This is a genomic window from Prochlorococcus sp. RS04 (assembly GCF_001989455.1).
Classification (GTDB): domain Bacteria; phylum Cyanobacteriota; class Cyanobacteriia; order PCC-6307; family Cyanobiaceae; genus Prochlorococcus_A.
Genome location: NZ_CP018346.1, coordinates 1,068,797 through 1,083,681, shown reverse-complemented (window position 1 = coordinate 1,083,681; position 14,885 = coordinate 1,068,797). Strand labels below are relative to the sequence as shown.

Genomic DNA, 14,885 nt, shown 5'->3' with positions numbered 1-14,885 from the left:
TATTAATAAACAAAAAATACCTTGCAAACTTTAATAGTAAATCTAAATCTTTTTAATTAAATCAACTATATTTTATTTTGCCAAAATGAAAAAAGTAAAAATTCCAAAAAATAGAATCCGCAAATTAAAAACATTTTCTTTAGGTAAAAAATCCTTCGAACTTCTAAGTTTAAATTCGCAAAATAAAAAACTTATAGACTTATGCAGTAATGATTATTTTGGATTAAGCAGGGATAAGGATTTAATAAAAGCTGCTTACGAAATAAGCTTGTTAGAAGGCATTGGTTCAGGAAGCTCTAGGTTTATTACAGGTTCAAGGCCAATACATAAATTATTAGAAACAGAACTTGCCAAGTGGCTTGATCAAGAGAAAGTGTTACTTTTCCCAAGCGGATTTCAAGCAAATATAGCCGCTATCCAGGCTTTAGCAAACAGAAATAGTATCGTAGTAGCAGATAAATTGATCCATAACTCTTTATTGGTTGGAGTCAAAGCTGCTCAAGCAAAACTAGTTCGATTCTCACACAATAATTTAAAAGATTTAGAAGATAAAATTATTAAATCTAACCCCACAAAAAATTCCATTTTAGTTGTTGTTGAATCTCTTTATAGCATGGAGGGATCAATTGCTCCGCTCAGAGAAATAACGGAAATTTGCAAAAAAAATAGTGTTCAATTATTAGTTGACGAAGCTCATGCAATTGGGATTTTGGGCCCTGAAGGCAGGGGTTTAAGTTTTAATTGTCGTTCAGATATAACTATGATTACTGGAACTTTTGGAAAAGCATTTGGAAGCGGTGGAGCTTTCATAGCTTCCAATTCAGAAATTGGAGAATATCTTATCCAAACAAGTGGTGCATTTAGGTATACAACAGCACTTGCGCCATCTTTGGCTGCTGGGGCACTAGAAGGTTTAAAAAAAATTTTAGAAAATAAAGAATGGAGTAATGATTTGTTATCTTCTGCGAATGTATGGAAAGATGAAATTATTAAAAATTTTAGTTTTCCAGTTCAGGGGGATTCTCACATTTTATCAATTATTGTTGGCCAAGAAGAGAAAGCAATTTATCTACAAAAATATCTCGAAGAAAATGGGTTTTTAGCAATTGCGATAAGACCTCCAACTGTTCCAGTGGGGCAATCAAGAATTAGAATAACAATACGAAGAAACTTAGATTTTAATCTGCTAAATAATTTCATTGCAGTATTAAAAGAGTTTAAATGAAACAAATTATTACTCAACATGGGTGGGGACTAAATAAGTATTTCTGGGATGATTATAAAGTTGATTTTTTAAATAATAATTGGCATTGGCAAGATAATGAAAGGGGCTATTTTTCGACAAATAATTATCAAGCGAAATGGATTAAAAGCGAATCTAAAAAAGAAATCAGAATGACTTTGTGTCATTCATTTGGTTTTCATTTAATGCCAAAAAAAATTTTAAAAGATGCAACTCATATTATTCTTATAAATTCTTTTAATAATTTTCTTCCTTTAAGTAATAAGAGAAACTTTATTTTAAGGTCTCTAAAAAGAATGGAAAAAAAAATCATAAAAGATGAACCTAAGGATATGTTGAAAGAATTTATATATAGATCATTTATGCCAAATCATATGAATAATAGTTTTAAAAATATCTTTTATAAAAGTTTAGAGAATTTAAATAAAACTCTTCTTTTAAGTGATTTAAAAGAACTTTACATCAATAGAGATTTTCAAGTATTTTTTAGAAAAGATTGCAAAATTATTTTTATAAAATCAGAAAATGATTTGATTCTTGACAACGAATCAAATAAAAACTTTTTAGATTCCTTAAATAAAACACTTGAAAGGAAGCCAATTTTAATTAGATTAGCTCAACAAGGTCATTGCCTAAATAATGTAAATTTATACGAGATCTTACATAATACACTTAACGATTGAAATGGATAATAAAAAGTGGAATGAGAAAATACAAAATAATTTCAATGATGCTGCATATAGGTATTTAGAGCATTCAAATATTCAGAAATTTTTTGCAAAAAAGATTGTTCATCTTATCAAAGATTTAAATCCCCAAAAAAAAGGTGAATGGATAGATCTAGGGTCAGGACCAGGACTATTAGCAGATGAAATAGAAAAAATTTCTTCCCAAAAAGTATCCAGAATTGATTTCAGCAAGAAAATGCTTCTTGAGAATAAATTATCTAGAAAAAAAATTTTATGGGACTTGAATAATGATTTACCTTCTGAAATAAATAACTGTTCTCTATTAACATCTAACTTTTGCATACATTGGTTAAACAACCCAGAAAAGATAATAAAAAATTGGTTTAGCAAATTAAAACCTGGAGGTTTTTTAATCATTTCATATCCAACAAAAGATTGTTTTCCTGAATGGAAAGATACTTGTAAAAAAATTGATATTGAATATAGTGGTCTTAATTTCCTTTGCTCTAAAGAATTATTAAAAGATTTCAAATCAACTGAAATACATTATTCAAAACAGTTTAATTATCTTGAAAATTTTGAAGATGTATATAAACTTTTTAGAAGCATTAAAAATGTAGGAGCACAATCAACAAACTGTAAACGCAAAACAGTGAAAGAGTTAAAGGAAATTCAAAAATTTTGGCCAAAGAATTACAATAATACAGTGAACCTTTCATGGCAAATTGAGATTCAAGTCATAAATAAATTATGAGTAGTCACAAAAATACTTTCAAATTTATAATCTGCGGAACAGATACTGATATTGGGAAAACTTTAATAAGCTCTTTTTTCGTTAAAGGATTAAATTCCTTTTATTGGAAACCCATTCAAAGTGGGATTGAATCCCAAACTGATAGCCAAACTGTTGAAAAACTTGCACAAGTAAGTAAAGAGAAAATAATCAAAGAAGCTTATGTCTTTACAAAACCTCTATCTCCGCATTGGGCTGCTGAAATAGATCAAAAAGCTATTAACTTTGATAATTTGAGATTACCAAAAGTGAAAGGCTCACTAATCATAGAAACTGCAGGTGGATTAATGGTTCCAATAACACGCAATTTTTTGCAAATAGATCAAATAAAAGAATGGAATCTTCCGGTAATACTTGTATGTAAGAGCTCACTTGGAACTCTTAACCATACTTTACTTAGTATTGAGGCCTTAAAACGAAGAAATATTGAAATTTTAGGTTTAGTAGTCAATGGAGAAAAACACCTAGATAATCCAAAAACTCTAGTTGATTTTAGTGGTATACCTTTAATTGCTGAATTTCCTTACATCAAAAAAATGGACTCAAATAATTTAGATATACTATGGAAAGAACTAGACATCAAGAATAAGTTGATCTCACTATTAAACTCAAAAATAAGTTAAATGAAATCTTTGGATTCAAAAACTCCAAATCAAAATTGGCACCCAAATATTTGGCCACCTTTTACGCAAATCAATAAAAGCAAACCGCAAATAAAAGTAACTCACGGTAAAGATGCTCTCCTATTTACTAAAGATCCTGAAAAAGAATTAATAGATGCAATTAGTAGTTGGTGGGTAACTCTTCATGGTCATAGTAACGAATATATTGCGGATGCTATTTTTTATCAATCAAAAAAACTTGAGCAAGTTATATTCGCTGATTTCTTACATCCACAGGCAAAAAAATTAGCGGAAAGACTTAGTGAATTAACAAAACTAGAAAGATTATTCTTTTCTGATAACGGTTCTACTGCAGTGGAAGTCGCTTTAAAAATTGCCTTCCAATCATGGCAAAATATAGGAGAGACAAGAACTCAAATAGTAGCTTTTGATGGTGCCTATCATGGTGATACATTTGGCGCAATGGCTTTAGGTGAAAGAAATATTTTTAATGAGAATTTCGATAATCTTATGTTTCCAGTTAGAAGAGTCCCATGGCCTTCAACTTGGATGAACGATGAAGAAGTAGAAAATAAAGAAAATAAGGCGATCCAAAAATTAGAAACTCTACTTAAAACTCCCACAGTTGCTGTAATCCTTGAGCCACTTGTTCAAGGAGCAGGAGGGATGAATATGGTTAGGCCTCAGTTTATAAAAAAAGTTTCAGAAATTATAAAAAATAATAATTCTTTATTAATTGCCGATGAAGTCTTGACTGGGTTTGGAAGATGTGGAACTCTTTTTGCTTTTCAAAAGGCAAAAATCATTCCTGATTTAATAAGTATTTCAAAAGGTTTAACTGGTGGATTTTTACCGATGGGAATAACTTTATGTAGAGAAAAAATTTTTCAATCCTTTATTGATGATTCCCCAAGAAAAACTTTTTGGCATGGACATAGTTTTACTGCTAATCCTTTAGGTTGTGCTGCAGCAAACGCTAGCCTTGATTTACTAGAAAAAGAACCACAAAAATATCTTTCATTTGAAGAAAAACATTTATCTCATCTAATTAAATTTAAAAACTTACCTTATATAAAGAAGGTAAGGGTATCAGGCACAATTGCTGCCTTTGATTTAGATATTGGGAACAAAAAAGGTTATTTCAATAATATTGGGAAAGAAATAAAAAGTCTTGCAATGGAGCAAGGTTTATTCATTAGGCCCCTCGGGAATGTTATTTACCTCTTGCCGCCTCTCTGTATAACAGATGATCAATTGGGGAAAAGTTACTGGATAATAAGGCAAATCTTAGACAATCTTTAGATAGAAGTTTAAGGTCCCTGCAGTATTGCATTTTCCACATCTTCTCTATTAATGCAGTAAGAAAATAATCTTTTAGTTTCTTGTCCTTCACTTTCCCACATAACACTTAAATCTTCTTGTTCAAAAATAATAGTTGCATTCCAATTTGAAAGTAACAGATACCATTTAGATGGATTATTAATATCCTTCACAGCACCTAAATCAGTTAACCACAATTCCAATGATTGCAGTGAATTTTGATTGATAGGTTTTTTAGAGGGATTCACAGACTTTTTTTAAAAATTATTTAATTAGCCAAAGCGGTATTGTCTCTAATTCTTTTCCAGTAAAAGAAGCAATAAAAATTGAACCAATTAAACTTATAGAAATGATGATAATTAAAAGAAACAACGAAAACAATTCTCCATTCGAAAAAGGTCTTCTATTTCCTATTAAATTTTGATTATTAGAATCGATTACTAAATTATTTAAATCGTTAGTATTATTTGTAATCCTAGAGTTTTCTTTTAGTTTGTCATCATATATTTTCCTTAAATTACTATTATTTAAATGTTCATAAGCTTCAAGAACTTCTTGGAATTTACTTTTAGCAACGTCTATTTCTAATGAGGTTGTATCGGGATGCAACTCAATAGAAAGTTTACAAAATGCCTTTCGTAATTCATGATTGGATGCATTTTCATTTACACCTAAAATTTTGTAATAGGAAGTTTCCCCTTTCAAGATAATCTTTTTATTAATAATGTAATTCTAATAAATTTTTACTAAATAGAATGTATTTAATGGATGGTTAAAATTCATATTTATAACAAAATGAAAAAACAAAACATTCCAGAAGAAATTCTTTCCTTATTAACTGAAGAAGAAATAAATTTATTTCAAGAGTTACAAATTAAAATTAAAGAATTAAATAATAAGACCAATCTCACAAGATTAACTGATGGTGATGATTATTGGGTATCTCAAGTTTTTGACAGCATTTGGCCATTCAAAGCTTTCACGAATATTAATTTTGATAATAAAAAATTTTTAGATATTGGATCAGGCTGTGGCTTCCCAGGTTTAGCTTATGCAATAACTCATCCTAATTCTGAGATATACCTAATTGATTCTTTGAAAAAGAAAACAGATGCAATAAAAATTTTAGTTGAGCAGATCAATTTCAAAAACAATATTCATGTAATCAATGATCGTGTTGAGAATTTAGCCCACCAATCGTCAATGAGAAATAATTTTAATATTGCAACAACTAGAGCGGTTAGCAACCCATCAACAGTTTCAGAATATATACTACCGATGTTAAAAAAAGAAGGGTATGGAGTTTTATATTGTGGCAAATGGACGAATCAAGAAAGCAAAAATCTAGATAAAACTTTAGAAATATTAGAAGGGAAAGTTAAAGATAAAAAAGAGAGACTATTACCAAGAAATAAAGGCACCCGAAATATTATTCTTATTCAACCAAAGAATTTTTGTCCTGAAATTTACCCAAGAAAAGTTGGCAAACCTGAAAAAAATCCATTATAAAATTATTTTCTTGATAATCTTTTAGCATTCTTATCTCCAAACTTTTCTTTTAAATTTCTCAATTTTTTTATAACTTTTTTTGGATTTATATGACCTTCTAATACTTTCAATAATTGCCCTTCAGAAACATCTACATCTAGTAAATTCGCGTTGAATCCTGGGAACCAGTGGCTTCCATTACCAAGCAATTGATATCTAGCTCTTGCATATCCTTCCATACCCAACCAATCAATTAAATTTGAAAGCCAAAGCAGAACAGGAATATTAATATTTCCCGGAGTATATTCCCAACTTGGTAAATTTCTATTCCAATTTTGATGCCACTCTAAACCTAAGGAATTAATTGATTCCTGCCTTAATTTGTTAATTATCTTAGGCACATACTTCTCAGATTCTGATAACAACGAGACAGCTTTTAAATGCAGAGCAAAATCTGTCTCTTTTGCAATACCGACACTCAAAGTATGGACATTTTGATTTCTTAAGCAAAAAAGATCATTAAAAACTATAGGATGAAGTGGTTTACAAAGTTCCAACATTTTTCTTGTGGGAGTATGAAGATGTCCCCCTTTATCAGTGGGACTTATTATGAAAACCCCAAGATCATGCTTATTGGCTAAATTAATAACCTCTGTATTTTCCTGATTAATGAAATACCAGTGCAAATTTACATAATCAAATAAGTTTGTTGATATTGCCTTTTCAATAAGTGAAGATTTTCCATGGGTTGAAAATCCAATAGATCCAATTAAATTTTCTTTTTGAAAATTCTTCAAAATATCAATGCAACCTCCATCTCGAATAGCCTGATGTAAATGTTCAGCAGTATTGATACCATGTATTGCTAACAAATCAATTTTTTTAACTTTCAATTTTTCAATGCTAGATAATACATCTCGCTCAAAAATTTCCGGATCACTATTTGGTGGAATCTTTGTTTGGATTATATTTGGGATTTTCTTAGTATTTTTAAAACACATCCCTAATTGCACTTCAGAAGTTCCATAGTACTTGGCGGTTTCTACATGACTTAAGCCATATTGTGTTGCAAGATCTAATATATTTTCTACTTTATTTTGTTCTTCGTATGAAACCTCTGAAAAATCTAATTGATCCCAACTTTTTTGAAATCTCATACCACCTAAAGATAAAACAGGAATCTTCAGATTGGTTCTACCAAATCTACGATATTGCATTTTTTTGATATTAGTGCTTATTCATTCTCGGTGGCTTTCCAAATGTTTGAAACATATCCCTATCGAGACTATTCTCTAAATCATCTAAATCTTCAAATTTGACCCAATGAATACAATCAACAGGGCATGTATCTATTGCTTCTTGTATGACATCAGAGCTATCTCCATCTTGCCTAATAGCTCGACTTCTACCATGAAATTCATCAACAGTGAAAGTGTTTGAAGCGACGTGAACACAGTACTGACAGCCAATACACTTTGCTTCATCAACCCATACAGCTTTTTCGGCTAATTGACCGCCCAAAACGGACTCATAGCCTGTAATCTCAATATTTTCTTCAGTATTATGAAATGGATCCGTAAAATCCATATCTTGAAATTAGTTTTCCCACTTGGTTAAGACCAATTCAATAGAACCATCATTTTTATTTTTTTGCTCTACGATTTGATATCCGTCTTCTTGCGTTTTAGAAATGATTGTTTGGTATGCATACATTTGTGTAACTTTTGAGATAAATCTTTCTACTGGAATCTCAAATTTCCATAGATCAAGGTCAGTAACTAATTCATATGAATTAGAGTTGTTATCCCATTTAAATCCAACTTGGGTATCACCAGGTAAATTCATGCTTATATCAACGGCTGTGAATTGACCTTTATATCCTTTTACAAACTTTTCTTCTTGATTAATACTATAACCGAAATGATTTAAAGCCTTAATTAATGGCTCTACTTCTTTGAGCTGAGTTTTAATTGTACTAAAATGTGACATTAGAATCGTTAATTAATTGTGTTAAGTTTTCACTTTTATTAGAGATGAAAGCATCAGAAGTTTTATTCTTAACTGTTACTTTACCGAGAGCGTCTTCGAGATTTTTTGTAGCTTCATTGCATGAATTACCAGTAAATCCCTCAACAGTCTCTTCAACTCTTCCGTCTTGATGAATTTTGAATCTCAAAGTTTTTTGAGGCATTAAATTCAAGTAATGAGTACTTTTACTTTATATAGAATAACGAAAATATTTTGTTTCAGTTGGTACAAGTTAATTAATTTTAATTTTTATATTGAATATCTGATAAATTAATTAGTTATCAAGTGTTCTTGAAAAAAAATTAAGAAATTTAGTTATAAAAACCTTGCATCCCCATTGAATCCAAGGCAGTTTTTGCTTCTTCCATAACAGAAGGTTCTTTATCGAAAAGAGCTATCTTGGTACATTCATCAACGAAACTTTCTTGAATTGTATAGTTTAGTTTTTCGTACAATCTACACAATGACCAGATGCAATTACTTCTTACACCCGGTTCATTATCTATTTTTAAACTTATTAAAAGTTGTTCTGCTGCTAATTGAGCATTTTCCAAAGAAACATTTCCGATTTCAGCTAAAGAACTAGATGACCACAACCTTACTGCGGCTACGTCGTTCTTCAAAGCATTTATTAATGGCTTCAAAACAATTTGATTATCATAATTAGCTAAGCTCCATGCAGTTGCTCTTCTGACATAAGCATTATCGTCAGTCTCCAAAAGACTGACAAGTTTCTCAACCGCGGTAGGACATGGATTACGGCCTAAAGCATATACCACACTCATTCTTTCAACAGGACAAGGTTGGTCAAGTAATGGTAACAAAAGAGGAAAAGATCTTGAATCTCTATATTCACAAAATATTCTTAAACCCTGTATTCTTTCTTCTCTGTTACCTTTGAGCATTTTTAATGCTTCATTGCACTCTTGAGTTATGTTTAAACCTTTTGAAAAAGAATCTTCATCAATTTGTTCTAAAGGATCTATTTCAATTTCTAAGGCTAATTCTCTCGCTAAAACTTCTGGATCAACAGCGATATCAACTAAGCTTTCTTTATTAGGATCATTATTTTTTGTCATTATAAAAACTAAAAATATTAATTTATAGGGGCAGGAGACATCATATCTCCTGGCAACCAAATTCTTGCACTAACTGCAAAGAAGGCAATCCCAAAAAGTGAGACAATAGCGAAAGGTAAAATTTTTGTCTTAATAAAACCCAAAGATTTAAGATTAATTATCACAATAATAACCTGTTTAAGAAACTTTTAAAAAATTTTTAATGGATAATATTATTTAACTTTTGTATTTTGTCTTAGCTGGCCACATGCCGCATTTTTGTCTAGACCTCTACTTTTTCGCAAGCTAACAGCGATCCCATTACGAGAAAGTCTAGATTGAAATGATTGAAGATTTTTTAGAGAGGCTCTTTGAAATTCAACCTCATCAATTTGATTGTATTGTATTAAATTTACGTGGCATTGAAACCCTTTCAGCAAATTACTTAATTCATTAGCATGTTCTAATTTGTCATTAACCCCATTTAGCATTAAATATTCAAAACTTACCCTCCGACCAGTATCTTTTACGTATTGCTTACAGTCTTCAATTATATTTTCGATCTTGTAGTTTTTTGCACTTGGTATTATCGTTTCTCTTATTTTTTGGTTTGAAGCATGTAAGCTTATTGCTAAAGTAAATTGACAATTACCTAATATTTGGAAAGACTTTGCTGATAATTTACTTATCATTTTTGGAATAGCTACAGTGCTTACAGTTATCTTTCTCTGACTAATTTGAAAATCCTCATTTATAGATCTAATTGACACGAGCAAGTCATCAATATTCAATAAAGGTTCACCCATACCCATAAAAACAATATTGGTCACTTTTCTATTCATTTCATTTTCGATAAATAAAATTTGATCTAAAATTTCACTTGCTTTTAAAGATCTCTTCAAACCTTCCTTGCCAGTTGCGCAAAATTTGCAGTCCATAGGGCATCCCACTTGACTAGAAAGACAAGCAGTTAGTCTTTTTTCAGTTGGTATCCCAACGCACTCAATATTTTCATTATCGTTTGTAGTCAATAACAACTTTAGAGTGCCATCGTTAGCTAAATTTCTTTCTTGAATACTTAATTCACCTACTTTGAAACCATCATCCTGTAATTTTTTTCTAAAATCTAAAGGTAAAACTTCTATTTGATCAATATTTTTCTTCTTATTTCTATAGTTATAAATCCAATTGTAGATTTGGCGACCCCTAAAAGCAGCTTGGCCATAATCCATAGCCACATTTTCTAAATCTTTAACACTACTTCCAAGAAGATTTTTCAAATTATGTATTCTTTAATTCAAAACTATTTTTACCATAACAACAAACCATGTTTTAAAAAGAATTCTGTAAGAATTAGCGCAATAAATCCAATCATGGCCATTCTTCCATTAAGTCTTTCATTATAAAAATGGAATCCATAACGAGGTAATTTTCTTTTAGGGACAATCTCTGGCTTAATCATCACTTACGAACATAAAAATCTATTCTAGTCATTAAAAATAATTATGGAAAATATTTATTCATCAGAAAGAAGGCCTTCTTCCTGTAATCCCTCTAATGCTGCAGGATCTGGTAATTGATCTTCAGAAAATTGATTTTCAGCATTAGGCCTTGCAAAGGCAGCAAAATTGCTGGAAGAGGGATCGATTCCATGTCGGTTTCGAGTAGTCTCCAAATCTTCATCACTAGGATCATCAAGTATTGCAGTAGAGCTTACAGCTGGAGATTGTGGCATATCAACTGTATAGTCTGGTCTTAAGTTTTGAGTTCTTCTATAACCACCAGATTCTTCAGCAAGGATATCGGGATGAGGACCAGCCTCTGAGGATAGTTCCTCTACAAATCCGCTAAAACCCGTACCCGCAGGAATTAATCTACCGATAATAACATTTTCTTTTAAGCCTCTTAACCAATCAGATTTACCCTCAATTGCAGCTTCTGTAAGAACCCTTGTGGTTTCTTGGAATGATGCTGCTGAAATAAAACTGTCTGTATTTAGTGAGGCTTTAGTAATACCCAACAAAACAGGGGTGAATTCTGCAGGAGCTCCTCCTGTAATTGCCATTGCTTGGTTTGTATCTTCCACTTGCCTCAACTCTATAAGTTCCCCAGGCAAAAGAGTAGTATCCCCTGCATCCTCTATACGGACTTTACTTGTCATCTGTCTAACAATAACTTCAATATGCTTATCATCGATAGCTACACCCTGTGATTTATAAACATTTTGCACCTCATTTACCATACTTCTTTGTAATTTTGATATAGATTCTCGAGCTGCATCTATAAGAGGTTTTTGATCTTTTAAATCATTGAAATAGCAATCTAATAGTTCATGTGGATTAATTGGTCCATCGGTTAAAGATTCTCCACCTTTAACTTGTTGTCCATCACTAACCATTATATTTTTTCCAATTAATAATTGATATTCATTAACTAAATCATCTTTTTCAATTACAGATAAAGAAACTGATTCTTCATCATTACCTTGTTTAATCTGAACAATTCCAGATTTTTTACATAGAATTGCTGAATCTCTAGGTCTCCTAGCTTCTAATAACTCTTCAATACGAGGTAATCCTTGTACGATATCTCCTGTTTTCTGCCTTTCAAAAACAAGTAAAGCTAAACCATCTCCCCTAAGAACCAAGTCTCCGTCCTTAACATGTAAAACTGAATCAGGAGAAACCATATAAGGCCTACCAAGTCTTAAGATTACTGAACTATTAGAAATCTCTTCTATTTCTCCACAAGAAGTTGATTTTACAGAATCACTAATAGGATCACCATCAACTACACGATCACCAACTTTAACTACTGCTTTACCACTAATTTTAATTTCAATCTTATCTTCTTCTCTTTCAACAATTAACCTTCTTATTGGCTCATCATCAACAACATTTGGTAATTGAACAAATCCCTTCTCTTTACAAAGAATTTGAGTAGTAGCTATTACATCTCCTGCTTTTACTACTTGGTTATTATTGACTTGCAGTTCTGTATGTGTTGAGCCATGACTAGAGTCAGATATGGTATCTCTTCTTACAAGAATAGACTCCAATATTACTAAATTTAATCTATTGATTGATGCATCATTTTTATCTTCAATAGACTCAACGTCAATAGTCATTTGAGGAGTAGCATCAAAGCTTTCAATACTTAAATGTGTTCTAAGTAATTCAACCCCTTCAACTGATTTTATTAACTCACCGTCTTTATAGGAAAGCCTTTGGATAGCTTTTAAGCCTAGATGCGGACCTTTTTCCTGCTTAACATGTGATAGTTGAGGTAATTGGGCCTGGTCAGGAATAGTAAATTCTTCAACAGTTCTTAATAACAAGCCTCGACATTTAGGAGTTTCTAATTTTTGAACAAATAGAATTTCTTTATTATCAACACCATCTAAAATCTTTTCGCCTGGATTTACAAGATTTCCTTCTTCTGTAAATCTATTCAAAACTTCTTCATCATCACACTCATGAAAAGTTCCATTTCTTACAGTTATTTCACGAAGGATATCATTTTTTTGCGTAACTGTAACAATACCTGATGTTTGACTAAAAATATCTTTTACAACTTCTGTTCCAGCTTCAATCCATTTCATATCTTCAATCATTAGAAGAGATATATCCTTATTGATTTCATGTGTTTCTTGCGGAATCCAGAGCAATGTCCCTCCTTGACTTACTTCAAAACCATTTTTAGATGATCTCGCTTTTTTGACACTTAATCCTGGCGCGTATTTTACAAGCCCACCAGTTTTTGTACGAAACCTTTCATCCGTTAAATCTGCTATTACCTCACCATTACTGATTTTACTTCCTGGGGAAATGTTTAAACGATAAGATGTCCCATCACTGGATTCCAAATTATATATTTGACCTGAGTGAGTAGATTCTTCAATTAATTTAAAATTACTTAAAGACATTGAAGTAGTAACAATCTGAACTTCTCTAGAATCTCCTACTGATTCTCTTAATCGAACTAGTCCTCCAAACTCACTTGATTGACTTGCTTCTGCTAAAACTGTCCCTTCATCTACAGATTTCCCAGATGATATAACCGGTCTAGCATTTGGTGGCAAATTATAAACATCTCCTGCTAAAACCCACAATCTGCCTAATCTTTGAGCTTTTAAGGTAATATTACCCTGCCTATCAGTTACCTCCTTTGGTTGAATAACCTTGTCATACCTAACTTGACCAGCTAGATCACAAATAACATCCTTTGTTGCTTTTTCAACACTCTTTTTCACGGTTCCAGCAATAATCTGAGCAACAGTAATATCAGAACTAATTTCTTCACCGTCATCTACAAATAAAAGCGATCCACTAGAAACTTCAATTTTTTGAGCTTTGCCAGAATTATTTCCTTGAGGAACAATCTTGAGTATGAAATCAACTTCTGCTTGTTTAGCTTCCACGCCATGTGGAGTTCTATAACCTCTAACCTTTGCTTTTGAACTAAATTCAACTTTACCAGAAACTTTTGATCTTACAACTCCACTTTCGGCAGTTGATACACCTCCAGTATGGAAAGTTCTCATTGTCAATTGAGTTCCTGGCTCGCCAATCGATTGAGCAGCAATAATTCCAACTGCCTCGCCTAAATCAACCAAATGATTATGAGCCAATGCCCATCCGTAGCACCTCCTACAAACGGATCTGTTAGCTTCACATGTTAATGGGGATCTTATTTTTACTTCACTAATAGATGCTTTCTCAATTTCTGCTGACAATGCAGGATTTATAGCAGTGTTTTGCGGAACAACAAGGTTTTCTTCAGGATCAAAAATATCCTCAGCGGTAAGCCTACCAAGAAGCCTTGTTCCAAATTTACCATCTTCAGCTTCAACAACTATTGATCGTTCTGTTCCACAATCTTCTTCTCTTACAATTACATCCTGAGCAACATCAACTAATCTCCTAGTTAAATAACCAGAATCGGCAGTTCTTAAGGCAGTATCCACCAAACCTTTCCTTGCTCCATAAGAAGAAATTACATATTCAGTAACAGTGAGTCCTTCTCTAAAATTAGTTCTTATTGGCAGGTCAATGATTTCCCCTTGAGGATTAGCCATCAATCCCCTCATACCAACAAGTTGTCTTACCTGAGACATATTACCTCTTGCTCCTGAATTAGCCATCATCCAAACGGAATTTAGTGGATCATTTTGATTAAAATTATTCTTTACAGCATCTACCAATCTTTCATTAGTTTCAGTCCAGGTATCTATAACTTTTGTATGCCTTTCAACTTCGGTAATTTCACCAAGTCTATAGCATTCTTCTGTAGCAGATATTTGCTCTTCAGCTTGTCCTATTAAATCTTGTTTAGCTTCAGGAACTTTTAAGTCATCTACTGAGATAGAGACCGCAGCTTGGGTAGCATATTTGAATCCTAAATCCTTTAGATTATCTGCCATGGCTGCAGTTATAGCTGTTCCATGAGTTTTATAAGCCCAAGAGACTAAATTTTTTAAGACTTTCTTATCAACTACCTTATTTTTAAATGATGGGGGCGTTTTAGCAAGTTCAGGCATTGTAACTGGATTGTTCTTTTTTGAGTTTTTAGTAGTTTTACGAACTCTGGATGTTTTTTTAGATTTAGATGAAGTCATGATTTTAAATAAGTGAAAAATGGTTT

Annotated in this window: 17 protein-coding genes; 6 read left to right on the top strand and 11 right to left on the bottom strand. The window is 31.9% G+C overall.

Annotated elements, in window-relative coordinates; all coding sequences use genetic code 11:
• Positions 1-85: 85 nt before the first annotated feature.
• Genes BS621_RS06005 through bioA form a run of 5 tightly spaced genes read left to right on the top strand, consistent with a single transcriptional unit; the run spans position 86 to position 4,650 of the window.
• Complete coding sequence (locus BS621_RS06005; RefSeq protein WP_077142168.1) at positions 86-1,225, top strand: aminotransferase class I/II-fold pyridoxal phosphate-dependent enzyme; 1,140 nt, start codon at positions 86-88, stop codon at positions 1,223-1,225.
• A complete protein-coding gene (locus BS621_RS06000; protein WP_077142167.1) occupies positions 1,222-1,926 on the top strand; it encodes a hypothetical protein in 705 nt (234 codons plus the stop codon). The genes BS621_RS06005 and BS621_RS06000 overlap by 4 nt, the downstream gene beginning before the upstream one ends.
• A 1-nt stretch (position 1,927) precedes the next feature.
• Positions 1,928-2,686 carry a methyltransferase domain-containing protein gene (locus BS621_RS05995; protein ID WP_077142166.1) on the top strand — a complete coding sequence of 253 codons (759 nt, stop codon included), beginning with the start codon at positions 1,928-1,930 and terminating at the stop codon, positions 2,684-2,686.
• On the top strand, positions 2,683-3,348 hold the full coding sequence (bioD, locus tag BS621_RS05990) for a dethiobiotin synthase (RefSeq protein WP_077142165.1): 666 nt from the start codon (positions 2,683-2,685) through the stop codon (positions 3,346-3,348). The genes BS621_RS05995 and bioD overlap by 4 nt, the downstream gene beginning before the upstream one ends.
• Entirely contained in the window at positions 3,349-4,650 is a 1,302-nt protein-coding gene (gene bioA, locus BS621_RS05985) for an adenosylmethionine--8-amino-7-oxononanoate transaminase (protein ID WP_077142164.1), read from the top strand.
• A gap of 8 nt (positions 4,651-4,658) precedes the next feature.
• On the opposite strand, the gene BS621_RS05980 is transcribed toward bioA, so the two are convergent.
• Complete coding sequence (locus BS621_RS05980) at positions 4,659-4,916, bottom strand: DUF3143 domain-containing protein (protein ID WP_025889355.1); 258 nt, start codon at positions 4,914-4,916, stop codon at positions 4,659-4,661.
• A gap of 16 nt (positions 4,917-4,932) precedes the next feature.
• Entirely contained in the window at positions 4,933-5,373 is a 441-nt protein-coding gene (locus tag BS621_RS05975) for a J domain-containing protein (protein WP_077142163.1), read from the bottom strand.
• Between the two features lie 90 nt (positions 5,374-5,463).
• On the opposite strand from BS621_RS05975, the gene rsmG reads away from it, so the two are divergent.
• Positions 5,464-6,177, top strand: coding sequence for a 16S rRNA (guanine(527)-N(7))-methyltransferase RsmG (gene rsmG / locus BS621_RS05970; RefSeq protein WP_077142162.1), 714 nt, complete (start codon positions 5,464-5,466; stop codon positions 6,175-6,177).
• 2 nt (positions 6,178-6,179) lie between these two features.
• Here the strand turns inward: rsmG and BS621_RS05965 are convergent, their stop codons facing one another.
• The 9 genes from BS621_RS05965 to BS621_RS05930 form a co-directional block, all read right to left on the bottom strand.
• On the bottom strand, positions 6,180-7,373 hold the full coding sequence (locus tag BS621_RS05965; protein WP_077142161.1) for an aldo/keto reductase: 1,194 nt from the start codon (positions 7,371-7,373) through the stop codon (positions 6,180-6,182).
• 10 nt (positions 7,374-7,383) lie between these two features.
• On the bottom strand, positions 7,384-7,743 hold the full coding sequence (locus BS621_RS05960) for a ferredoxin (RefSeq protein ID WP_077142160.1): 360 nt from the start codon (positions 7,741-7,743) through the stop codon (positions 7,384-7,386).
• A 9-nt stretch (positions 7,744-7,752) separates the two neighbouring features.
• The gene (locus BS621_RS05955; protein ID WP_025933987.1) at positions 7,753-8,145 is read right to left on the bottom strand and encodes a DUF1257 domain-containing protein; all 393 of its coding nucleotides are present in this window, start codon (positions 8,143-8,145) and stop codon (positions 7,753-7,755) included.
• Entirely contained in the window at positions 8,132-8,347 is a 216-nt protein-coding gene (locus tag BS621_RS05950; RefSeq protein WP_025933988.1) for a DUF2997 domain-containing protein, read from the bottom strand. Before BS621_RS05950 ends, BS621_RS05955 begins: the two co-directional genes overlap by 14 nt.
• 148 nt (positions 8,348-8,495) lie before the next feature.
• Complete coding sequence (locus BS621_RS05945) at positions 8,496-9,263, bottom strand: HEAT repeat domain-containing protein (RefSeq protein WP_077142159.1); 768 nt, start codon at positions 9,261-9,263, stop codon at positions 8,496-8,498.
• Between the two features lie 17 nt (positions 9,264-9,280).
• Positions 9,281-9,427: a hypothetical protein gene (locus tag BS621_RS09445; RefSeq protein ID WP_198025653.1), complete on the bottom strand. Its 147-nt coding sequence runs from the start codon at positions 9,425-9,427 to the stop codon at positions 9,281-9,283.
• A gap of 48 nt (positions 9,428-9,475) precedes the next feature.
• Positions 9,476-10,522, bottom strand: a complete 1,047-nt coding sequence (gene rlmN / locus BS621_RS05940) for a 23S rRNA (adenine(2503)-C(2))-methyltransferase RlmN (protein WP_077142158.1) — start codon at positions 10,520-10,522, stop codon at positions 9,476-9,478.
• Positions 10,523-10,551: 29 nt separating this feature from the next.
• Positions 10,552-10,704 carry a high light inducible protein gene (locus tag BS621_RS05935; protein ID WP_011863593.1) on the bottom strand — a complete coding sequence of 51 codons (153 nt, stop codon included), beginning with the start codon at positions 10,702-10,704 and terminating at the stop codon, positions 10,552-10,554.
• Positions 10,705-10,758: 54 nt separating this feature from the next.
• Positions 10,759-14,859, bottom strand: a complete 4,101-nt coding sequence (locus BS621_RS05930) for a DNA-directed RNA polymerase subunit beta' (RefSeq protein ID WP_077142157.1) — start codon at positions 14,857-14,859, stop codon at positions 10,759-10,761.
• Positions 14,860-14,885: the final 26 nt, after the last annotated feature.